Here is a 22,114-nt window from a genome sequence, read left to right on the forward strand (position 1 = left end):
ACTTTCAAAACACAACCGCGCTGTGACTAGATTCCTAGTCTCGCTTCGGCTCGCTGGAATGACAGGTTATTAAGGTGACTAATACCGTTAAGGTACTTTCAACAATATTTATTGCATTAGATTAGTCGTACTAACTAGCGGAGCTTATGCGATTTAAACATTCACATAAGCTCTCACTATTAATGAGTTTTAAACCTTGTTCAACGGCTGAAAGTTACTTATTAATACCTTACTTCAGCGCGTTGATCGCTACACCTGTTTGGTAAAGGATCTGCGTTGCAGCGGTCCAAGTACTTAATGCATCGCGGTAGTCGGTATCAATTGGCACAACAATTGTGTCACCCGCTTTTAGCTCTTCATGGTTGTTACCGAACCAGTAGCCTGATGTAGGTTTGTAAACCGAGCCATCTGCGCGTACAACGAAGATACGGTCTTCGTCCGCTTGTTTTTTCGCGCCACCGGCTTTGTTCAAGTAATCATCCACATCTAGTTTGTTATCAAGTAGATATGTAATTGGAACTTGAACTTCACCCATGATCGAAACCGTGTTTCGGAAGGTTGGCACAAATAGGAAGTCACCATCTTCTAACATAAAGTCCGCAGAGCGCTCATCTTTAAGGATGCGATTGAGCTGTACCACCATTCGACCAAGTGCTTTGCTACGGCTTGCTTCTTCGACGAATTTCAATGTTTTATCTGGGTCAGAGATCACTGAGCCCATGTTACTATCAGCACGGAAGGTTTTCTTCGCGGTTTCTGCTCGCATATCTGCGGCATATTGGTTTAATAGCTTTTGCTCTTTAAGGCGTAAAGCCTCACGAGTAAAGATAGCCCCTTGCGGATGTGCAAATTCGGTTAGACCACCAGCACGTTCAAGTAACTCGCCTAAGGTCTCTCCTTGACGGACAGTATAAGTACCAGGGAAACGAACTTCGCCTTGCAACGTTACTGTGCTTTGCAGTTTGACATTTGGCTTCTCAAGAATGTTTAGGCGATCACGACCAGCAATAACGACATCGTCAGCGGAACTACCCTTGATAGCTTGGCGTAAATCAATACGCTCAACATCAATAGAAGCGCGCTCATCTCTACTGTTTATTACTGTACGAGCTAACTCGGCGTTAATGGTGAATGCGTTATAAGTTAGACCACCAGCAGCTTCAATCAAGGTAGAAACCGTCATACGTGGGGTAATTGGGTAACGCCCTGGGTGTTTTACCTCACCGAAGACTTCTGCAATCTGCGGAGCCAAACCCAAACGCGATTGCTGTTGAAGCTGTAGCAAAACAGGAGCAAGTAACGTGCGGCGCGTATTTTGTTTTAATGCTTCAAAGTCTTCTTTGGTAATTTCTTTGCCACGGAATATGATTTTCGGCTGTTCTGATTCTTCAGTTGAAGATTGCCCCTTCGACATATTGTCTGTCGCTGAAGATATTGCAACAGAAGAGCTCATAACTTCTTGCTCTTTTTGTTGATCCAGCTCGGCTTTAAATTGTGCTTGCTCAAGCGTTTTCGCTTTCGTAACCGTATCTTGATCTGCAAGGGTATCTAAATCTTCATTATTGAAACGGTTAAATACCAACACTCGGTCACGTGAGCTTAGCTTTAGGTTATCTTTGCTGTTCGGCGAAAGAATCGCGTTCGCAAGATTTACTTGATAAACCTCGATGTCACGTTGTGGGTTAACCTCACGAACAACAACGGCATAGTTTACATCTGCAGTAGAATTAAATGAGGTATCAACAGATTGGAATAAGTCTGCGATTCGCAGACCGTTCTTCCACTCAATAAAGCCGGGATGGCGAACATCACCTTCAATTTGCACGTAACGAGTTAGTTCTTCACTCTTCTTCAGTACATTAACGGCGTCGCCATCTTTGACTTTAATCTGTTGATCATATGACTGGCTGAAGTTCAGGGTTAATGCATCGCGAGCACCTTTCGCTGCATAACGTTTGACTTCAATTTGATCGCTATGAGCGTTAGCGGTAAAACCGCCAGCCATTTGAATCGCTTGCTTATAGGTTTCACCTGGCTTGATTTCATAGATTGCGGGGCGGTTTACTTCACCATCAATCGAAATCGTGTTACCCAATGCGCCGATGAAGACCACATCACCTGGTAACAAGCGGATGTCGTTACGTGCATCGCCTTTCAACAATAGGTCATACATATCAAGCTTACGAATCACCTGACCATTGCGCTTTAGCTGCACGTTACGCAATGCGCCACTCTCACCAAAACCACCACTGTAATAAATGGCTTGAGAGATCGTTGTTAGTGCACTAACAGTGTAAGCTCCTGGCTTGAAGGCATCCCCCATAACAAAAACTTGCATGGTGCGCATTTCACCTAGCGAAATGTCACTGCGAACCCCGATCATTTGCTCTTTTACACGCTGGTTTAGAGAATCACGCACATCAGAGAATGTCATGCCGGCCACCTGAACAGGACCAAGGGAAGGGAAATTGATGATACCAGCACGGTTAACACGAAGACGATGCGTTGTGTTTTCTTTACCAAAAAGTTGGATAACGATTTCATCACCAGCTCCTACCGTGTAGTCAGCAGGCACAGGTACATCACTGATTGGTGCAAACGTCGTCGGTGAACCAGCAAATAAATCTATACCAAAACGCTTTAAACCTTGTTGGTCTTTTTCTGAGTCGTTTACTTTTGCTTCAGTCGCGCTGCTAGCAACCGGACGTTGCTCAATCACTTGAGGATTTTGGTAATTACTTGGCTGAGAAGATGCGCCGGATGGAATAGAGATGCCATACTTACTCGCCAGTGCTTGTTGCTGATCAACTGGTAAGTTCTGAAACATCTGAATTTGTTCTGGGGTTGGAGTCTGCGCAATAGTAAGCGGCGCAAATAGGCTTGCTAGAATGCAAGCACCTATCGAGAAATATCCTTTGAGCATGATAATTCGCTATTTAAAGTCAGGAGTTAAAAATCCTAGCCACAAAACTAGGCGCTAGGTCTTTAATTAAAATCGGTGTTGAAAGCCAAGAGTAAGTGCGTTCAAGCGTGCCTGGTCCTCAGATGTGCTATCAACAAACTCAAAGACAACTGCATTCTGCTTGTCCAAAGCATAATGCATACCCAAGCCAAAGCTAAAACCTTGATCTTTATTAGAGCCTACATTTTGTTGGTCGATCTGGACACTAGAATAACCGGCAAGTCCATAAAGTGCTACACGCTCGGAGACAGGCATATTCAACTTAATAAAACCACTCGCAAGACTATCTAGTGCAAGTCCGCTATCTCGTTGTACAGAAGTTCCGTAACGTGCTTCAAAAGCGAGGTAATCATTGAAGAAGTAACCAGCTTGCGCTTGAAGAAGGAAAGGGTTTCCCTCGGTTACTGGAGAAGAGGAATGATGAAATTCAGCGTTAGAGTAACTTACTAACGCACCAGCATAAAAATCTGCTGAGGCAGAAAATGAGCACAAGCCTAAGCTGATTGCACTCAACGCCCCTAGCCATGGTCGTTTATTAATCACGTAAGTGTTCCTTGGGTGTCGACTGACCGCTGCACATTATGAACGACGCGCGCAGTGAATGTCTGTTAACTTTTGTCAATTTCGCTTGTGCGTTTACACGCTACCGCCCGGCGGCATTACGCGTTAGCCACTGTTCGCTGATTCCCGATTCATTCGGTTTATTGATATAAATATTCTTTTTAAGCCTCACTTTTGCGACTAACCGTTCAAAAAAACAATCTTTTATAAACGCAACACAAAAGCTGGCAAATTATGCATGTATTAGCGCAAAACGGCAAGGGGGCAAAAACGTCTCAGATTTCCGTTTATGGTTCGTAAATTCTCACAAATGAGAAAAACACTGGCTGCCAGCCTCTTAAAACAGAACACCATTACGGATGCATTGAGTAAAAAATGTAAACGTTTGCGTAAATTCAGAGGTGACCGGAAATAACGCAGTCGAAGACGCATTTTGATTCAGTACAAATATCAAACCTAAGCAGCTCTCTCTTCTCAATTCTCAATTTTGCAACAATTCTTCTTTAACGTTAGGTAAATTCACATAGGAAACTATTTACATGCTGATTGTTTTTTAACTAAAATGACTAGTGGTATGTTCTAAACAGACCAAACATCGATGTTTTAAAATCTGAAATACAAGGATTAATAATGAAGAATACAGCTCTAGCTATTCTTATGGCTCTAAGCGCATCAACTGCATTTGCAGCAGAAGAAGCAGGCTCAACGGGCACCGCTTCTGCATCAGCAACTGGCACTACAGCTGTAGGTGTAGGCGCAGCAGCAGCTGTAACTGTAGTAGCAGTTGCAGCGTCAGACAGCGATTCTACTTCTACTTCTACTTCTACTTCTACTTCAGTAACTAAATAATTTTTTAGTTTTGTAGATATTGAAACAATCGCCCTGATCTATTCAGGGCGATTTTATTTGTAATGAGGGAATGATGAACACCTTTCTATCGCGAAAATGGATGCGCTTACTTATTGCCCTACCATTACTGAGCTCAATCTTTGGCTGTACACAAAAGTTTAATGATGTCTCGGCGACAGTCCAAGAAGCTTATGGTAACTACATCGATGTCGAACTAACGCCAGAAGAGATTGAAGCGGTACCTTATGCCAGTGCTTACTTAAAAATTGGTGACCAAAAACAGGTCTTCGTAGTGTTGGCCTTTGCTGAGCAAAACCCATTAACTGGTAATACCCAATTAAAGTGGGTAAGCGCAGACAAGGCAATGGTGGTAACAGAGAACGGTCATATCGTTAAAACTATTGGTTTGCAAACCACCAATTTAGCAGGTATTTATGGCAACGTTCCTGCCTACTCAGCGCCCTCTGTGCAATATTCTCTTTCTTACGATTGGGCTGACAAATACCGTTATGGGTTCCCGGCTAAAGTCCAACGTTCTCGTCAAGGTAAAGAAACCGTCATAACCCCTATTTCATCTACCTCTACTGATGTTTATACCGAGGTTGTAACGTTTACCAGCTTAGAAAAAAGTGTAGAGAACCAATACTGGGTAAACGGTAAAGGAGAAGTAGTGAAAACACGTCAACACTTAGGTCCAAACATGGTGCCTGTTGAATTGACGATTTTGAAAGGGTACAGCAAATCATGAATAAGCGACTGCTATCTTTATTAAGCCTAAGTTTAACGGCAACGATTCTGGCGACACCTACTATCGTTCAAGCTCAAAATCACACCTCACCACCGCTCAATATAGAACTTGTCGGAACGGGCAAAGCATTGCAATTCCAACACGCGGCACGTTTAGAGAGCGTACTTAAGCATGCGCAAAAACAACAAGTCGCCCTGCAATACCCTTTAGCTGTGACTCTATTTGATAACGCCGAAACCGCAGTGCAAGAAAGTACTGCCTTAAAGAATTCGGTGTTAAACCAAATGATTCAACATAATTTAGTTGCGCACCCATTTTACAAGTTTATCCAACGAAGCCAGTTTGCACCTCGCGTGCTATCGGCCATTGATGTTGATCGCATCCGTCTAGATAAATTTGATAACCCTCTTTTACAAGGTCAACTTGCGTTAAGTGCACCAAAACGTGAAGAAAAAGTGTTGTATGTGGGTAACTTGGAAAAAGTCTACGCGGTAGAAAACCAAACGGGTGTCGCTCTGCATGAACAGATCGATAACCTACGTTCAAGTGATACTGATGAGCTTTCCTATCCGCCAATCCTAATTTATCCGGATGGCAAGGTTATTCATCCTCACCATGGCAGTTGGTTAACCACTCAATATTACTTGCCACCACTTACTTTGGTGTACATCCCATTTGATGAGTTCGAAACATCACAAATGGATAAAGACATTGTCGCTCTGCTTGCACAACGTAAACCAACCTCATCGAAGAACTAAACATGAACCTGATCAGAACCAGTTTATCCCTTTCTTTAATGGGTCCAGCGTTGGTGTGGGCTCAAGACATGCCTTTCGAAGCACCGCCATTGCAACCATCACAAATGGACTTTGGTGGTGTCGGCTTAATGCAGATGCCTACAGGTCGTATGGCACCTGAAGGCGAGTTTAACTTTGCTGTTACCGGTAGCGACGAGTACCTATTTTACAATGTGACTTTGCAAGTGATGCCATGGCTAGAAACGACCATTCGTTACACCATGGTGAACGATCTTTTCTACAGTAACGATCCGAGCTTTTCGGGTGATACCAAGTACACCGACAAGGGAATCGACTTTAAAGTTCGCTTGTTAGAAGAATCCGAGTACCTGCCAGAGCTTTCTGTTGGTGTGCGTGATTTTGCAGGTACCGGTCTTTTTGATGGTGAGTTTGTTGCTGCAACAAAACGTTACTCTAACCCAAACCTTGGTACCTTTGATTTCACTTTAGGTATGGGCTGGGGCTACTTAGGTACGCGCGACAACATCAGCAACCCAGCTTGTAAGCTGTCCGATAGTTTCTGTGAACGCCCTTCTGATTACAAAGGTAATGGTGGTAGTGTGGATTTTGAACGTTGGTTCAAAGGTTCTGCTGCACTCTTTGGTGGTGTCGAGTATCAAACTTTACACGCACCACTGCGATTTAAGCTTGAATATGACAGCAACGATTACAGCGAAGATTTCCCTGTGGTACGTGGTGGTGTAGACATGACACCTCGTACGCCTTGGAACGTTGGTGTTCTGTATCGCTTAGGACATATGGCAGATTTGCGCTTGAGCTACGAGCGAGGCGATACGTTAGTTGCAGGCGTAAGCCTTTACACAAACTTCAATGATATGCCGTCTTTCTGGCGTGATACACCAACACCAGAAGTTGAAGACAAGCAACCAGAACAACTGTCTGATGTAGATTGGGAACGTGTTACCGAGGAGCTGGATAAAATTGCTGGCTACCAAAATACCCAACTCTATGTTGAAGACAATACCGTTTCTGTTGTTGGCGAGCAGAAAAAGTATCGTGATCGCAATGAAGCTCATGAAAAAGCGGCGGCAGTCCTTTATAACGAAATGCCAGACAACATTGATACCTTTACTATCAATGAACGCAGTCGTGGTCTGCTCGGCGATCAAACGGTTATCTCCAAAGAGAAATACCGTGACTTTGCAGAAGTTAACTACATCAATCCAAATATCGAAGATGCAACATCAACCTCGAGCGATAAACCGCAAGGTAAACCTGCTTACGATGGTTTTGAGCGCTTTGATTGGGGCTTCTCACCAAAACTGGCTCAGACCTTGGGCAACCCAGAAGAGTTCTATCTGTTCAGTGTTGGTCTAAGTGGCAACGCCTCTTACTGGCTGACAGATAACCTAGAAATTGGGGGCTCGCTATACTGGGATTGGTACAACAACTACGACAAGTTTAACTACGTCACCCCACCGGATGGCACTTCGATTCCTCGTGTACGTACCATGTTCCGTGCTTATCAAAATGAACACGCGGTAACCATGTCCAACCTGCAGTTAACTTGGTTCCAAGAGTATTCAGATACCATGGACCAGCAATTCTACGCGGGCTATCTGGAGAGCATGTTTGCCGGAGTCGGTACCGAGTTTCTTTACCGACCACAAGGAGCTAACTGGGCGATTGGCGCTGACGTCAACTTAATTTCTCAACGTGATCCACAAAGTTACTTCGGTGTTTACGATGAGAAATGGCAAAATGTGCCAGAATATGGACGTCCGTTCCAAGTTATTGATAAAGGATTCACTGGTTTTGTATCTGGTTACTACTACCCTCAATGGGAATTCCTGCAAGATTTGATGATCCAAGTCGATGTTGGTCAGTTCCTAGCTGGCGATGTTGGTACACAAATCAATGTTTCTAAGCAGTTCAAGAGTGGCGTAATTGCTGGCGCCTTTGCCTCATTTACAGACTTGTCTGCGGACGAATTTGGTGAAGGTAGCTTTACTAAAGGCTTCTACATTTCGATTCCATTCGACATCATGACCGTTAAGCCAAGCAACAACCGTGCGTTCTTTAGCTGGCAACCATTGACTCGCGATGGCGGTCAGAAGCTAGGTCGTAAGTACAGCTTGATTGAGCTGACGGATGAGCGTAATCCTTGGTATCAACGCCCAAATACGTCAAACGCTAAATAACAGCCTACTTGAGGGAGCTTCGGCTCCCTTTTGTTTATTCCTCCCCCAAGTGCTCTATACCTTTCCTTTTCCTTCCAATAGCGCTAATTTCTGTTTCTTGCTAGAATTCCTGAGAAAATTTTAATCTATGGTGGAAGTTCTATGATCATCGTAACTGGTGGCGCTGGCATGATCGGCAGCAACATTGTTAAAGCACTAAACGAAGCTGGTATTAACGATATCCTGGTTGTCGACAACCTAAAAAATGGAAAAAAATTTAAGAACTTAGTTGATCTGGACATCACAGATTACATGGATCGTGACGACTTTCTGACCCAAATTATGGCGGGCGATGATTTTGGTCCGATTGAGGCAATTTTCCACGAAGGTGCTTGCTCTGCAACGACTGAGTGGGATGGTAAGTACATGATGCTAAACAACTACGAGTACTCTAAAGAGCTGCTTCATTACTGTTTAGATCGCGAGATTCCATTCCTATACGCTTCTTCAGCAGCCACTTACGGCGATACAGATACTTTCGTTGAAGAACGCGAATACGAAGGCGCACTGAATGTATACGGTTACTCGAAACAGCAGTTTGATAACTACGTTCGTCGCCTATGGCAAGACGCTGAAGAACATGGTGAGACCCTTTCTCAAATCACCGGCTTCCGCTACTTCAACGTATATGGCCCACGTGAAGACCACAAAGGTAGCATGGCATCAGTTGCATTCCACCTAAATAACCAACTTAACGCAGGTGAAAATCCTAAATTGTTCGCGGGTAGCGAATCATTCAAACGCGACTTCGTTTACGTTGGTGATGTATGTAAAGTAAACCTGTGGTTCTTAGAAAACGGCGTATCAGGCATTTTTAACTGTGGTACTGGCCGTGCTGAATCTTTTGAAGAGGTAGCAAAAGCAGTTATCAAGCATCATGGCAAAGGCCAAATTGAAACCATCCCATTCCCTGAGCACCTAAAAGGCGCTTACCAAGAATTCACACAAGCGGATCTGACCAAACTGCGCACTGCAGGCTGTGATGTTGAATTCAAGACGGTTGCAGAAGGCGTTGCCGAATACTTGACTATCCAAAACAGTTAAGCACCACAAGGTGGTAGAACCATAACCTGCCACCTTTACTCAAGTGCAATAGCCTGTATCATTCCTAACTATCTTTTTCTCATTTAAACCACTTCGCCCGTACACGAATAGGTAACTAGACACTCCATGACCATAAAACGTGATGACTTCGACCCTAAAGCATATAACCCTGAGTTTAAGCGCCACTTTCTGTCGCCTAAGTACTGGGGCACGTGGTTAGGTGTTATCTTATTTTTACCGTTATCATTAATACCACTGGGTTTACAAAAGTGGTTGGCGAAAACCATAGCCAAAAAACTGTCTAAATCCCACAAAGGTCCAGCTCATCGAGCGAGGGTTAACTTTGAGCTGTGTTTTCCGGAAAAGTCGTTCCAAGAACGTGAAGCTTTGATAGAAAAAACACTCTACACAGCGGCCATGTTCTTTTTTCGCTTCGGGTTACTAAGTTTACGCTCACCAAAATGGCTTCAGAACCGTTGCCAAATTCGCGGCCTAGACATTTTACGACAGCACATTGATAGCAACGAAAATGTAATTTTAATGGTTCCCCACTCTTGGGCTATTGATGTGCCTGCTATCTTGCTCGCTTCAATGGGAATGCCGGTTTCTGCAATGGCGAAGAAACAAAAGAATGATGTTGCTGACTGGCTGATGCACAAGCAAAGGGTCCAATACGGTGGTCGTGTTTATGAACGCTCAGGTGGCATTAAGCCTTTTCTGAAATCCATTCGAGATGGCTATGTAGGGTATTATCTACCTGATCAAGATCACGGCCCAGAGCATAGTGTGTTTGTGGATTTTTTTGCAACACGTAAAGCAACGCTACCTGGTTTAGGCAAAATTGCGAAACTATCACGCTCAAAAGTACTGCCTCTATTTGCGTCGATGAACACTGAAGATGGTACGTTTGATATTGAGATTTTACCAGCGTTTGAGCTGGATAAAGGCGAAGAGCAAGACGCTCGTACCTGTAATGAAGCCATTGAATATTTTGTCGGTGATAAACCCGAACAATATATGTGGGTACTACAGTTGCTGCACTCTCAAGAAGACGGCAATAACTATTACAATTTGTTTAAACCAAGATATAACAGCGACTGGAAAGTGCAGTGAAAGTATTTGTCGTAAGCTTGGCTCGATCACTAGATCGCCGAGAACGTATTGAAGAAAAGTTAAAACAACAAGGCATTACGTTTGAATTTTTTGATGCAGTAGATGGCTCTGTTGACCGTTTTCTTCATTCAGAAAAAAGTCGTCCAACCATTACTCTACGCCGCAAAGGGTATCAATTAAAAACCAGTGAAGTCGCCTGTTTTGCAAGCCATTACGAGTTGTGGGTTCGATGTGTTGAGCTTGATGAACCGATCGTCATCTTAGAAGACAACGTCGACCCCGTAGAAGGGCTGAAGCAAGTACTCGAACATACCCTTCCATTGACTTCTAATTATGACTACATCAAATTGTCTGCCACTCAGAAGCGTGTATTCACCCCAATCGTACCTATTGATGATAATCATATGCTAGGGGGATACTCAGCAGGCACTTGTGGTACCACCGCTTATATCGTCACACCTAAAGCAGCCTCAAAGTTTGTTATGCATGCTCAAGAGTTTATTGAACCAGTCGATGACTACATGGAAAAACCATGGAGACATGGTGTTCAAGTCTACAGCGTGTCTCCAGATCTCTTTACTAGAGCAGAGATTGCTTCGACGATTGGTGGTAAAAGAAAAGATAAATCCAAAATGACTCTTGCGAATAAAATATACGCTGAACTTTTTAGAACTTATGAGTCAATTTTGAAATTCCTATACTGGAAAAACAAAGCATGAAGATTTTAGTCATTGGCCCTGCATGGGTCGGCGATATGGTAATGTCGCAATCGTTATATATCGTATTAAAGCAACGCCATCCAGATAGCCAAATTGACGTTATCGCTCCAGGATGGTGTAAACCGATTCTTGAGCGTATGCCAGAAATCCATCAAGCGATTGAAATGCCTATCGGTCATGGTGAGTTTAACTTATTAGGCCGCAGGGAAATTGGCAAATCATTACGTGAAAAGCAATATGACCACGCCTATATCTTGCCTAAATCAGCGAAATCGGCACTGATCCCATGGTTTGCCAACATTCCTCTTCGTACTGGCTGGAAAGGAGAAATGCGCTATGGTTTATTGAATGATTTACGCCCTAACATGAAGTCTTTTCAGTACATGGTAGAGCGCTATGTAGCGTTAGCTTATCCAAAAGCAGAAATGGTGGACTCTAACTCTCTTGGCGGGCTTGAAACCTTACCTCGCCCTCGCCTTGCAATCAACGCGGCAGAGCAACAAGCCACGATCAAAAAGTTCAACTTAGCCCAAGACCAACCAATTATCGGACTGTGCCCAGGAGCAGAGTTTGGTCCTGCCAAAAAATGGCCCGAAACACACTACGCTGAAGTTGCGACGCAAATGGCTCGTTCTGGACATCAAATCTGGTTGTTTGGTTCTCAAAAAGACTTAGAGACTTGTAACAATATTCGCGCACTTGTTCCGACGCAATTCCATGAGCACATTCATGTTCTGGCAGGCCAAACCAGCTTAATTGAAGCGGTCGACCTACTTGCTGCATGTAAGACTGTTGTCGCGAATGACTCAGGCTTAATGCATGTGGCAGCTGCGGTTGGTTGTAATGTTGTTGCAGTGTATGGCTCAACTTCACCGAAGTACACTCCCCCACTCGCAGAAAAAGTGGAGATTGTTCATACCGATATTGATTGTCGCCCTTGTTTCCAGCGTGAATGTCAGTACAAACACCTTAAGTGCTTGACAGAACTTTCGCCTAAGCAAGTGCTAGATAGTATCCAAAAACTTGACGCCATTACGATAAGCTCATGTTAGTTCGCATTATTTATACCTTACTACTCGCCCTAGCGTCACCGCTGCTTTTATTTGGTTTGTACAAGAGCAAACCAAATAAGCCTAAGTTCGGCTCTCGCTGGAAAGAGCACTTTGGCATAACCCCCAAGTTAAAAAGCAACGACAAACCTATTTGGATACATGCCGTATCTGTTGGTGAAAGCATAGCAGCAACACCTTTAATCAAAGCCCTTAAGGAACAAAACCCCGAACAATCTATTCTAGTTACAACAACAACAAGTACGGGAGCTGAACAGATTGCTAAGTTGGGTGATTTAATTGAACACCGCTATATGCCAATTGACTTTGGGTTCGCTATCAAAGGTTTTCTTAAAGCAGTGCAGCCAAAACAGATGTTGATCATTGAGACTGAGCTGTGGCCAAACACGCTTCACAATGTTCACAAAGCGGGTATCCCTATAACTGTCGTGAATGCGCGCCTATCTGAAAAATCGTGTCAGAACTACGCCAAAATACAGCGGCTTTTTAACCAGCTTCATCCATGCCTGACTCAAGTACTCTGCCAAACGGATTCAGATGCAGAGCGCTTCGAACGCTTAGGCGTTGAGAAAAAGAAACTATCCGTTACTGGCTCGATTAAGTTCGATATTCAAATATCAGAGCAAGTGAAACAGCAAGGACAGCAGCTTCGAGCCCAACTTGGAAACGATCGTCCGATTTGGATTGCAGCTAGCACCCACAAAGGCGAGGACGAACAGGTATTAGATGCACATAGACAAGTTTTAAAATCTCATCCAAATGCATTACTTATTTTGGTTCCTCGCCATCCGGAACGATTTGATGATGTGTTCACGCTTTGCCAACAGCAAGGCTTTAGCACTGTGCGTCGTACTTCAACGCATGCAGTAGAGACGAATGCTCAAGTCTATCTCGGCGATACAATGGGTGAGATGCTAACTTTGATGGGTGCAGCGGACATCTGCTTTATGGGTGGAAGCCTAATTGGAGATAAGGTTGGTGGGCACAATGTATTGGAGCCTGCTGCTTTGGGCGTCCCTATTATCAATGGTCCAAGCTTCTTTAACTTCAAAGAAATCGTACATGAAATGAAGCAGAACAGCCTCATCAAAATTGTGAAAAATGAGGATGAACTGGCAAGAGCTATCGTGGCTCTAATTAAAGACGTCGCAGCTCATGAGCGCATCACGTCAGAGCTTGCTCATTTTATGTTAGCAAACTCAGGCTCCTTACAACGTACCACCACAGCCACCTCTCCTATCTAAAAAAGCCGAGTATTAACTCGGCTTTATTTTAAGCTTTAGTTTTAAACCAACGCTTTATTTTCTTTAGGTAATGTTTTTTCGATTTTTTCAGATATGTACCTAAAAAGCATATCCAATACTTATAGCGATAGATCTTGTTCAAACCAAGAATACGGATTTTATATTGCTCAAACTCTCGGTCTTCTGCCGTTGGGTCTTTTGCTTGCTGGAGACTCCAAGAGCCCTCATGCATGCTACGATAAACCGACATTTTTTCAGGGAGGTACCAGGCGCCTTGCTCGATACTATTGATAATCTGCAACACAGAGTGCTCGCCATAAAGCTTGAAAAAGTCTTCATGTTGGTAAATTAGGTCAAAAAACGGCTCTTTTCTAATAAACATAGATGCCATAGGCATAGTGTCTCCGCCCTTCTTAATGACATACTGATAAGGTATTTTCTTTTCTAAATCGCCTTGGTATCCGTATTTCTTGTCAACCAACTGGTCTTTTAGCAAAGTCAAAGAAGGATGAAAACAAGCATTAATATCCTTATGGTTTGCCAAAGCTTCAAGCTGTTTTTGAAGCTTGTTGTCATCAACCCAATAGTCATCACCTTCACAAAAAGCGATGAACTCCCCATCAACATGAGGCAACATGTTAAAAAGTACAGCTGATGACCCTTTAGAGTATATATTCTCCTCTGGATAAATTCTCTTTATTTGGCATTTCCCAGAATACTCATTAAAAACTCTATCGATAATTTTTCGACTATTGTCAGGAGAACAATCATCATGTATAAGCAACTCGTATTCAAAGTCTACTGTCTGATTAAGTATAGATAAAAGTGTCTGCTCAATATATTTTTCGTGATTATAGCAAGTACAAATAACCGAGACTTTGGTGGACATTTTATTCCTCTGTCTTCTATTTTATTTAATTAAGAAGAGTTATATCTTTTTAGCAGGATTACCTAGAACGGTGGTATTTGACCTCACTTTGGTAAATACGACAGCTCCCATGCCAACTGTCGCATCATCTGCTACTTTAACTTTAGGGTGGATAGTTGCTCCGGAGCCAATCAATACTCTCTCACCAATTTCTACATGACCATTGATAGTATTGCTTCCTAGTAAAGAGGTATAGCGACCAATTTTGACATCATGTCCAATAGCACAATTACAGTTGATGAGCGAAAAGTCACCAATAGCTGCACCAGGAGAGATGCTGCAGTTTGGGTTAATAATTACACCTTCACCTATTAAAGAGAATGGGCTCAACACAACACTAGGGTGAATAAATGAGATAGCATTACCGCCTTTATCTTTTAGCATTTCGGCAATACTAGCCCGAGCATAACCTTCCCCTCCAAATGCCAAAATAAAATCAAACTGTTCAAGATCATCTAGCATGGAGATTGATTTTACTTCGTGGCCATAAAATGTTGCTCCTGATACAAAATATTCGTCAGTCACACAAAAACACAAGAAACGTTCACGAATATCATTTACATCTTGTATCCAGCTGTACACTTCCGCAGCTAGACCACTAGCTCCAAATATAATAATTGGATTAGACATTATTTACCCCTGCTCAATCTCGGTTTTTTCAACGTGTATTTTTAACAAGCCAAACTCATCATTTATCACGATGCTATTTTCGCTACAATTTACAGATTTATCGCTTGGTTCATCAATAAACTGATAAGCACGTACAGAGTATCTATCACCATCATTATCAATTAGAGCCTTAGGAAAAACTTTAAATGGTCCATAATCTAATGCTCTCAATATGCGATAGTTCTCAAGCGTTGATTGTTTTATATCTAGCCAGCCATTTCCGGGAATATCTTTGGACAGGTACAGATAGTCGTATCTCAATGGCTGTTTAGTCAAGCAAGGAGTACTGCCTGTTTGCAACAATTCATCAATTACGTTTGAAAAGGCTTCTAATCCGGCATGCATACATTTATGAGCGACCTGATATGCTTTATCATGCTTATCAACTAATACGTCGGAAAAAGCAATAGCCTCACCAGTGTCTACACCTTCATCAACATAATGCCAAGTGACACCGGTTTTTTCTAATTGATGAAAAATAGCCCAACTAGGTGCGTTTCTTCCTCGTAAATTTGGTAAAAGTGCATTATGAAAATTGATAATAGTTACATTCTTTAAAGTCAGTAACTTCCCTTTAAAAAGGTAGTTATTATTCGCACTGATGATTAATGTATTACCAGACAGCCACCTGAGTAACGAAGACTCGATATCTTCTTTCGTATGCTTAAATTGATATGCGACGTCGTGTTTTTGAGCAAATGACTCAAGAGTAGAAAAAGGTTGCATCTCTGTCTGTAACAATTTCAGCGTCACATCATATTGAAGAAGCTTGGAAGCAACGTCTTGAGCTATCTTACCAAAACCGATCACGATTACGGTTTCAAACTTTAATTTAGACACTGCGCCCTCCATCAATCACAAGATCTAAACCAGTCACCCAGCGAGACGCTCTGCTACTCAAAAAATAACAGGCCTCTGCAACATCTTCAGGTTTGCCTAAACCTAAAGGATATAGGTTATGTAACTTTTCAAGTGCTGCTTCGCCCAAATCAACCGCTACATCTTTTGTGTGCTTGGTCTCAACCCATCCAGGCGAAACGGTATTTACTCTGATTTTACGCGGAGCTAATTCTCTAGCCATTGATTTACTTGCAGAAATCAAAGCCCCTTTTGCTGCAGAATAAGCAACTAATCCTGGCTCACCAACGAAATGGGCAATGCTAGAAATCAGTGTAATACTTCTATCCTGAGACTTATCTGAATATAAAGCGTTCGAAAAAAGCTGGCAAAGGATCAAGTGACTATTCACGTTCGTTTGCATAGTCAAAAGAAGCTCTTCATCCGATACTAACTTCAACGGCAAGATTTTATGGTAGCCCGCAGCACAGATAAGATCTGTAACTTTACCTTGCTCAGTAACGATCTTTTTCAGCAGCGGTTTTAATGATGAAGGAGACTTCAAATCCCAAACATAAGCGGCTGAGGAATCTTTTCCTAAAGATTCCTCAGCGATTTTAAGGCTCTCTTCATTACGTCCAAGAAGGATCACAAAGTTTCCCTCTTGAACATGTTTGTGAGCAATACTCAAGCCAATGTCTGAAGTCGCTCCTGTGATAAGAACTTTTCTTTTCATCGAAATTACTGAGGAAGTAGCTCGAGCAATTGACCCACAGTTTTTCGTTCGATTAAATCACCGTGCCCAATTTCTACTTGATATTCATCTGCGAATAAAGTGATAAGAGATAATTGGGCTAAAGAGTCCCACTCTTCCGTTTCTTGATATTCAAAATCAGGAGTTAACTCTTCTACTTCCAACTCTAGGATCTCAGCTAGTTCTTCCAAAAAAACAGTCATTTATACATCCAACTTAATTAGTTTACATAGTGTAAGTTCATTGACATCAACCAAGGTCGCCCCCCAACTCAGACCTACACCAAAGCCTGATAATAGTGCTTTTTTACCCTCAAAGCCCGAATTCTTCATCCAAGATGATAAAATCGACATTGGAACAGTTGCGGACGAAGAGTTACCATAAATAGTCACTACCTCTGAAGGTAACTGCTCTTCCGTTACCTTCAGTGCTGAACGGAAACGATCCAAGATAAACTTATTTGCTTGATGAAAGAAAAAGTAGTCAATCTCTTCTGGTTTTGTGTTCGTTTCAATAAACTCTTTAATAAAATTGATTACCGTTGTTTGAGTAAACGTAAAAACGTCTCTACCTTGCATGACCAAATGCTCAGAACAACGCCAATTCCCTTCTTCGTCCTCAGCAAGAGTGGCAGTATCAGAGGTACAAGGGTTTACCATACCACCTGATGGGATCATTAAAGCTTTTGCTCCTTTACCATCATGTTTGATCTCAAGAGGGGCCTTCACATTTTCCGCTCTTCTTTCTATTAAAGTGATAGTAACTGCATCCCCAATAAGAGGGTATGAGTTACGATCTTTTAAAGAAACCTTACGGCTTAAAACATCACCAGCAATTAGCAACACTTTTTGCGCATCACTATTACGAACTAGGCTCGAAGCTTCAAACAAACCTCGAATATAGCCATTGCAACCATCGTTGATGTCCATGCAATAACAATCGGTTTTAAAGTCAAAAGCGCCATGTACTATCGAAGCCGTTGACGGAATTGGGTAATCAGGAGTTTGAGTTACCACCAAAATTCCATCCACATCCTGATAGTCGCACCCAAGAGTGGTTGACAGGTCCTCAAGCAAAGGAAAAATCATATCAGTGAGCGCCGTTTCTTTTGAAACAACATGATGTTGATTGTATCCCATTAGCTTCTTCAGCTTTTTAGAACTCTGCTCTGTGTGTGAGTAGTTTTTTATCTCATCATCAAAGTAAGAAATATGCTTTGGAACGGCTGCGACTATCCCTTTCAGCGAGATATTGCCAATATCACTTTTCATAAATTAACCTTGAATCGTTTTAAGATACTCACCAATAACATACGGCGAAACAAAATTCTCAGGAACCAAACCTTCACCAGGAATTGAAATAGCTAGCTGAGCTTCGATCTCACTTACTAGGACTAACAAATCAAAAGAGTCCAACAGACCTGATTCAAAAAGTTCAGTATCTTTAGCAAACTCATGTTCTGGTTTCATTGTGGTTAAGATTGCTATAATTTTTTCACACATACTACTATTTAACCTTTACAAATTCTTGTAGCGCTTTCTCTGAAAAAGCTTTTCTATTTAACTTACCATTTGGCGTAAAAAGCATTTCCTGTACAAAGCCAATCTTGCTTGGAATCATGTACTTTGGTAAACGTTTCGTCAGTGCAACTTTAAGCTCAACTTCACTCATCGAACTACTGCATTGAACAAAAGAATAAAGCACTTTATCTTCTGATAAATAACCAACAATACACTGTTCGACAGCATCTAGCTCCATGATCTGAGACTCAATTTCACCAAGTTCTATACGATAGCCATTGTGCTTAATCTGGAAGTCTTTTCTACCAATATAATAAATTAAACCATCAACAAGTCTAACCAAGTCTCCGGTACGATAGATCATATCAATGTATTTATCTTGAAGTGGGTTTTGACAAAATACCTCTTCTGTTTTTTCTGAGTTAGCCCAATACCCAAGCGCTAAGCTAGAGCCTCGAACGCACAATTCACCTTCATCATTACGTTGGTCGTTTTCATCTAGGATTAGAATTCCTGAGTTATGGCAAGGGATCCCTATAGGTAAGCTATCCCCATCCCAGTCTGACGGCACATCATAGTAGGTGCAATCAACGGTAATTTCTGTTGGTCCGTACAAGTTAGAGTAATGAGCATTAGGATGCTTATCTAACCAGTACTTAATCGTCTTCGCTGGCATTACTTCCCCAGCAAACAATACATTCTTCAAGCATGGCAATTGAAACTGATCAAGTAACTTAAGGTTAGCAATATTTACAAGCAATGAAGGAACCCAGAAGATCGTTGTTATTGCTTTTTCTTTCAGGTATTCAAGTGTTTTCTGAGGAAAAATAAACACGCTTTCAGGAATAACATGCAATTCTGCCGCATTAGACAACGCCAAATAAATGTCTAAAGTCGAGTTATCAAAGAATAGTGGTGCTTGACTACCAATAATATCAGCCTTGCTCACTTCATAGGCTGAATTAGCCCAATCAATATAATCAATAACACTAGAATGGCAAATAGTGACACCTTTTGGTGTGCCTGTAGAGCCTGAAGTAAAAATTATATAGCATGGATCTTTATCAATAACGGTTTGATTAAACTTTTCGATATCAGCCCAAATATCTTGCATAGGTAGCTTAGATGCTGGTATTTCATCGATATTAATAGTTGAAATTGGACTATCTAATTCTAATGAACTTAATAAATTTCGTGAAGTTTCATCATAAAGAACAAGACAATCTTGAAGGTTAGATAAGATCTTTAATAGTCGTTCTTTAGGTGAGTTAATGTCTACCGGACAGTAAACACCTCCAGCCATTGTCGCAGAAAAGATCATGGAGAGTGCATTGACAGATTTTTTCGCAAACACAACTATCGGCTTGTTTAAACTGCCTAGCTGTCTTAGTTGCAATGAGATAGCATATGACTTTGCCGTGCTTTCTGCATAAGTCAAAGAGTGGCTCGAATCCGAAACACAAATATTTTCTGGGTGTTTCATTGACGATGCTTGTAGATATTTCAGAATGCTGTTTCTCATCTTAGACTCTCTTTTTGCAACCATTCATTATTTTTTAAGTATTTGTTTTATCTTGTTTATCATTGATTCACACAAATCAAAATATATAGGCAAGCATAAGATCCTTTTACTAATCGAGCGACTAACTTCACATGGAGTTCCTTCATGACCATAACTATCAACAAGATCTAAACTTGGATAAAAGTACCTTCTTGGAAAAATGTTATTCGCTTCCAAGTTAGCCTTAGCTCTAAGTAATGACTGCTCCGAGTCAAACACGATTGGTACGTACGCACCATTAGGTTTTGAGCTATCCGACCAATGTTGCATTTGAAAAACATCGGAAAGACTAGTTTGATAACGTTGCAATAAGCCTCTTCGCTTAGACATAACACGTTCTATATCATCTAGCACACAATGACCCATAGCAGCTTCAAATTCATTCATCTTAGCATTGGTTCCAACGCCTTCTATTGAATCTGGCCCTGTTATTCCAAAGTTAATCATCAAACGTACTTTCGCTGCAAATCCATCATTTTGTGTAACCACAGCGCCACCCTCTATCGTGTGGAATAGCTTCGTAGCGTGGAAACTTAATGTGCTGATATCACCGTGCGTTAATATACTTTCTTTATTTAGCCCCACCCCAAAAGCATGGGCAGCATCGTAGATAACTTTTAAACCGTGCTTGTTTGCTATCGCTTGAATCTCCTTGACTTTACATGGATTACCAAACACGTGCACCGGTACTATTGCAGACGTTTTTTCTGTAATAAGACCTTCAATTAGCTCAGGGTTAATATTGAAGGTATCACTTTCAATATCACAAAAAACAGGGGTTAAGTTTTCCCAGCTAAGCGTACTTGCGGTCGCAGCAAAAGAGAAAGGTGTTGTGATCACCTCTCCTGATAGATTTAGTGCTTTATAAGCCACTTGAAGTGCCAATGAGCCATTTGCAACCAATATAACGTGTTTAACGCCAAGATACTCAGCTAGTCGAGATTCTAAATCCTCAACGAGAGGACCACGATTGGTCAACCAACCGCTCTCATATATACGATCGACATATTGTTTGTATTTATCTTTTGAAGGTAAATATGGTTTTGTTACAGGAACAATTTCATTGCTCATCATTTAATATCTCATTGCAACTAACGTGTAGTGCTATTTTTGTTCGGTGGCTAACTAGGAAAGGTAACATCCATAAGCATGTTTTTGCATCGATTGTTCAATAGCAAGAACCTGTTCTTTTATTAACCACTCATTGCGCCATGTAATCTCTGGTTAAACAGGCAAATTTAGGGCCTTTAATATTGTCAATGGCTTGTCATAAACCGGCAGTAACTGCTTAGAGACACCGCGTGTAATAGGGTAAAGGCGAGTGCCCGAGCCACCTGCTAAAATAATGCCTTTCATTATTCGCCCGCTCCTAATCGCTCTAAACTGTATGAACCATCAAGCACACGTTGCCACCATTGTGAGTTGTTTAGGTACCATTCGACGGTTTTGCGAATACCGCTTTCAAACGTTTCTTCTGGTGTCCAGTCAAGCTCTTGAGCGATCTTGGTGGCATCAATTGCGTAACGCACATCATGACCGGGGCGATCTTTCACATACGTGATCAAAGATTCATAAGACTCGACCCCGGCCGGCTTGTTTGGTTGCAGCTCTTCAAGCAAAGCACAAATGGTTTTCACCACTTCGATGTTGGCTTTTTCGTTATGGCCACCAATGTTGTAGGTTTCACCGACTTCACCTTCGTTGACCACTTTGTACAGCGCGCGAGCATGGTCTTCCACAAACAGCCAATCTCGGATCTGCATACCATCACCATACACAGGCAACGGCTTGCCATCGAGGGCATTTAAAATCATCAGAGGGATCAACTTCTCTGGGAAGTGGTACGGGCCATAGTTGTTGGAGCAATTAGTGATAAGTGTTGGTAAGCCATAAGTACGTTGCCAAGCGCGAACCAGGTGATCGCTCGAAGCTTTAGATGCAGAATATGGGCTGCTCGGCGCGTATGAAGTGGTTTCGGTGAACAAATCATCCGTTCCCTCTAAATCACCATACACTTCATCCGTAGAAATATGATGAAAACGGAATGCCGATTGGCGCGCTTCATCTAAGCCCGACCAATATTGACGAGCCGCTTCAAGCAAATGGTAAGTGCCCATCACGTTGGTCTCAATAAAAGCAGCAGGACCATCAATAGAGCGATCGACATGAGACTCGGCGGCCAAATGCATCACCCTATCGGGTTGATGCTCTGAAAACACGCGATCTAGTTCAGCTCGGTCACAGATATCTACTTGCTCAAAGTAGTAACGTTCACTCTCTGAGACATCAACCAGTGATTCTAGATTCCCTGCGTAGGTCAGTTTATCTAAATTGATGACGGTATCTTGGGTGTCACGAATGATATGTCGGACAACAGCTGACCCAATAAAGCCTGCTCCACCGGTTACTAATATTTTCATTACAAATGTTACCTACGTTAATTTTTGTGCCATCAGATACACATGAATACTTTATGATTATTGTAGTTTATAGACTCACTCGAGCATCGTTAGACTCAAGAAGGCTTACTTAGAGCA

The 22,114-nt window shown here is 42.1% G+C and carries 21 protein-coding genes and 1 pseudogene; 9 read left to right on the forward strand and 13 right to left on the reverse strand.

Annotated features, from left to right (window positions below; genetic code table 11):
• Positions 1-229: 229 nt before the first annotated feature.
• A complete protein-coding gene (locus tag R8O70_RS04145; protein WP_258625010.1) occupies positions 230-2,923 on the reverse strand; it encodes an SLBB domain-containing protein in 2,694 nt (897 codons plus the stop codon).
• A gap of 66 nt (positions 2,924-2,989) precedes the next feature.
• Positions 2,990-3,505: a porin family protein gene (locus R8O70_RS04150; RefSeq protein WP_017634964.1), complete on the reverse strand. Its 516-nt coding sequence runs from the start codon at positions 3,503-3,505 to the stop codon at positions 2,990-2,992.
• Positions 3,506-4,153: 648 nt separating this feature from the next.
• On the opposite strand from R8O70_RS04150, the gene R8O70_RS04155 reads away from it, so the two are divergent.
• From R8O70_RS04155 to waaA, 9 genes are all read left to right on the forward strand, one after another.
• Complete coding sequence (locus R8O70_RS04155) at positions 4,154-4,372, forward strand: hypothetical protein (protein WP_213964582.1); 219 nt, start codon at positions 4,154-4,156, stop codon at positions 4,370-4,372.
• A gap of 73 nt (positions 4,373-4,445) precedes the next feature.
• Positions 4,446-5,120 carry a YjbF family lipoprotein gene (locus R8O70_RS04160; RefSeq protein ID WP_033905975.1) on the forward strand — a complete coding sequence of 225 codons (675 nt, stop codon included), beginning with the start codon at positions 4,446-4,448 and terminating at the stop codon, positions 5,118-5,120.
• Positions 5,117-5,878, forward strand: coding sequence for a capsule biosynthesis GfcC family protein (locus R8O70_RS04165; protein ID WP_213964583.1), 762 nt, complete (start codon positions 5,117-5,119; stop codon positions 5,876-5,878). Before R8O70_RS04160 ends, R8O70_RS04165 begins: the two co-directional genes overlap by 4 nt.
• A 2-nt stretch (positions 5,879-5,880) precedes the next feature.
• Positions 5,881-8,079, forward strand: coding sequence for a YjbH domain-containing protein (locus tag R8O70_RS04170; protein ID WP_258625014.1), 2,199 nt, complete (start codon positions 5,881-5,883; stop codon positions 8,077-8,079).
• A gap of 141 nt (positions 8,080-8,220) precedes the next feature.
• Positions 8,221-9,162, forward strand: coding sequence for an ADP-glyceromanno-heptose 6-epimerase (gene rfaD / locus R8O70_RS04175; RefSeq protein ID WP_017634969.1), 942 nt, complete (start codon positions 8,221-8,223; stop codon positions 9,160-9,162).
• Between the two features lie 126 nt (positions 9,163-9,288).
• Positions 9,289-10,275 carry a lauroyl-Kdo(2)-lipid IV(A) myristoyltransferase gene (gene lpxM, locus R8O70_RS04180; RefSeq protein ID WP_213964585.1) on the forward strand — a complete coding sequence of 329 codons (987 nt, stop codon included), beginning with the start codon at positions 9,289-9,291 and terminating at the stop codon, positions 10,273-10,275.
• Complete coding sequence (locus tag R8O70_RS04185; RefSeq protein WP_053807624.1) at positions 10,272-10,994, forward strand: glycosyltransferase family 25 protein; 723 nt, start codon at positions 10,272-10,274, stop codon at positions 10,992-10,994. The genes lpxM and R8O70_RS04185 overlap by 4 nt, the downstream gene beginning before the upstream one ends.
• The gene (gene waaF, locus R8O70_RS04190; protein WP_025768326.1) at positions 10,991-12,046 is read left to right on the forward strand and encodes a lipopolysaccharide heptosyltransferase II; all 1,056 of its coding nucleotides are present in this window, start codon (positions 10,991-10,993) and stop codon (positions 12,044-12,046) included. Before R8O70_RS04185 ends, waaF begins: the two co-directional genes overlap by 4 nt.
• Positions 12,040-13,308 carry a lipid IV(A) 3-deoxy-D-manno-octulosonic acid transferase gene (gene waaA / locus R8O70_RS04195; RefSeq protein WP_258625018.1) on the forward strand — a complete coding sequence of 423 codons (1,269 nt, stop codon included), beginning with the start codon at positions 12,040-12,042 and terminating at the stop codon, positions 13,306-13,308. The genes waaF and waaA overlap by 7 nt, the downstream gene beginning before the upstream one ends.
• A 28-nt stretch (positions 13,309-13,336) precedes the next feature.
• Here waaA and R8O70_RS04200 read toward each other — a convergent pair whose 3' ends face one another.
• The 11 genes and pseudogenes from R8O70_RS04200 to rfbB all read right to left on the reverse strand — a co-directional run bounded on the left by R8O70_RS04200 (position 13,337) and on the right by rfbB (position 21,997).
• On the reverse strand, positions 13,337-14,197 hold the full coding sequence (locus R8O70_RS04200) for a glycosyltransferase family 2 protein (RefSeq protein ID WP_104979958.1): 861 nt from the start codon (positions 14,195-14,197) through the stop codon (positions 13,337-13,339).
• A gap of 39 nt (positions 14,198-14,236) precedes the next feature.
• Positions 14,237-14,866, reverse strand: coding sequence for a NeuD/PglB/VioB family sugar acetyltransferase (locus R8O70_RS04205; RefSeq protein ID WP_258625020.1), 630 nt, complete (start codon positions 14,864-14,866; stop codon positions 14,237-14,239).
• A 3-nt stretch (positions 14,867-14,869) separates the two neighbouring features.
• Positions 14,870-15,745 (reverse strand): formyltransferase family protein, encoded by an 876-nt coding sequence (locus R8O70_RS04210; RefSeq protein WP_225467971.1) that lies wholly within the window; start codon positions 15,743-15,745, stop codon positions 14,870-14,872.
• Positions 15,738-16,478 carry an SDR family NAD(P)-dependent oxidoreductase gene (locus R8O70_RS04215; RefSeq protein ID WP_151514491.1) on the reverse strand — a complete coding sequence of 247 codons (741 nt, stop codon included), beginning with the start codon at positions 16,476-16,478 and terminating at the stop codon, positions 15,738-15,740. The genes R8O70_RS04210 and R8O70_RS04215 overlap by 8 nt, the downstream gene beginning before the upstream one ends.
• Positions 16,479-16,483: 5 nt before the next feature.
• On the reverse strand, positions 16,484-16,699 hold the full coding sequence (locus R8O70_RS04220) for a phosphopantetheine-binding protein (protein WP_021453150.1): 216 nt from the start codon (positions 16,697-16,699) through the stop codon (positions 16,484-16,486).
• Positions 16,700-17,767, reverse strand: coding sequence for a ketoacyl-ACP synthase III (locus R8O70_RS04225; RefSeq protein ID WP_021452986.1), 1,068 nt, complete (start codon positions 17,765-17,767; stop codon positions 16,700-16,702).
• A 3-nt stretch (positions 17,768-17,770) separates the two neighbouring features.
• Positions 17,771-17,965 (reverse strand): phosphopantetheine-binding protein, encoded by a 195-nt coding sequence (locus tag R8O70_RS04230; RefSeq protein ID WP_258625024.1) that lies wholly within the window; start codon positions 17,963-17,965, stop codon positions 17,771-17,773.
• Between the two features lie 37 nt (positions 17,966-18,002).
• Entirely contained in the window at positions 18,003-19,538 is a 1,536-nt protein-coding gene (locus R8O70_RS04235) for an amino acid adenylation domain-containing protein (RefSeq protein ID WP_258625026.1), read from the reverse strand.
• Positions 19,539-19,565: 27 nt separating this feature from the next.
• Positions 19,566-20,651, reverse strand: coding sequence for a DegT/DnrJ/EryC1/StrS family aminotransferase (locus tag R8O70_RS04240; RefSeq protein WP_199266749.1), 1,086 nt, complete (start codon positions 20,649-20,651; stop codon positions 19,566-19,568).
• A gap of 183 nt (positions 20,652-20,834) precedes the next feature.
• Positions 20,835-20,933, reverse strand: a pseudogene (locus R8O70_RS04245) (sugar phosphate nucleotidyltransferase); the annotation flags it as partial.
• A complete protein-coding gene (rfbB, locus tag R8O70_RS04250; protein WP_258625027.1) occupies positions 20,933-21,997 on the reverse strand; it encodes a dTDP-glucose 4,6-dehydratase in 1,065 nt (354 codons plus the stop codon). The pseudogene R8O70_RS04245 and the gene rfbB, both read right to left, overlap by 1 nt.
• Positions 21,998-22,114 lie beyond the last annotated feature (117 nt).

Origin of the sequence: Vibrio sp. 779(2023) (assembly GCF_033344285.1) — a bacterium.
GTDB classification, from domain to species: Bacteria; Pseudomonadota; Gammaproteobacteria; order Enterobacterales; family Vibrionaceae; genus Vibrio; species Vibrio alginolyticus.

Coding starts and splice junctions, on each gene's coding strand:
- waaA (WP_258625018.1), top strand. CDS start 12,040: ATGTTAGTTCGCATTATTTATACCTTACTACTCGCCCTAGCGTCACCG.
- R8O70_RS04165 (WP_213964583.1), top strand. CDS start 5,117: ATGAATAAGCGACTGCTATCTTTATTAAGCCTAAGTTTAACGGCAACG.
- R8O70_RS04240 (WP_199266749.1), bottom strand. CDS start 20,651: ATGATGAGCAATGAAATTGTTCCTGTAACAAAACCATATTTACCTTCA.
- R8O70_RS04160 (WP_033905975.1), top strand. CDS start 4,446: ATGAACACCTTTCTATCGCGAAAATGGATGCGCTTACTTATTGCCCTA.
- R8O70_RS04235 (WP_258625026.1), bottom strand. CDS start 19,538: ATGAGAAACAGCATTCTGAAATATCTACAAGCATCGTCAATGAAACAC.
- R8O70_RS04220 (WP_021453150.1), bottom strand. CDS start 16,699: ATGACTGTTTTTTTGGAAGAACTAGCTGAGATCCTAGAGTTGGAAGTA.
- R8O70_RS04215 (WP_151514491.1), bottom strand. CDS start 16,478: ATGAAAAGAAAAGTTCTTATCACAGGAGCGACTTCAGACATTGGCTTG.
- rfbB (WP_258625027.1), bottom strand. CDS start 21,997: ATGAAAATATTAGTAACCGGTGGAGCAGGCTTTATTGGGTCAGCTGTT.
- R8O70_RS04170 (WP_258625014.1), top strand. CDS start 5,881: ATGAACCTGATCAGAACCAGTTTATCCCTTTCTTTAATGGGTCCAGCG.
- R8O70_RS04155 (WP_213964582.1), top strand. CDS start 4,154: ATGAAGAATACAGCTCTAGCTATTCTTATGGCTCTAAGCGCATCAACT.
- R8O70_RS04225 (WP_021452986.1), bottom strand. CDS start 17,767: ATGAAAAGTGATATTGGCAATATCTCGCTGAAAGGGATAGTCGCAGCC.
- lpxM (WP_213964585.1), top strand. CDS start 9,289: ATGACCATAAAACGTGATGACTTCGACCCTAAAGCATATAACCCTGAG.
- R8O70_RS04145 (WP_258625010.1), bottom strand. CDS start 2,923: ATGCTCAAAGGATATTTCTCGATAGGTGCTTGCATTCTAGCAAGCCTA.
- rfaD (WP_017634969.1), top strand. CDS start 8,221: ATGATCATCGTAACTGGTGGCGCTGGCATGATCGGCAGCAACATTGTT.
- R8O70_RS04230 (WP_258625024.1), bottom strand. CDS start 17,965: ATGAAACCAGAACATGAGTTTGCTAAAGATACTGAACTTTTTGAATCA.
- R8O70_RS04200 (WP_104979958.1), bottom strand. CDS start 14,197: ATGTCCACCAAAGTCTCGGTTATTTGTACTTGCTATAATCACGAAAAA.
- R8O70_RS04205 (WP_258625020.1), bottom strand. CDS start 14,866: ATGTCTAATCCAATTATTATATTTGGAGCTAGTGGTCTAGCTGCGGAA.
- waaF (WP_025768326.1), top strand. CDS start 10,991: ATGAAGATTTTAGTCATTGGCCCTGCATGGGTCGGCGATATGGTAATG.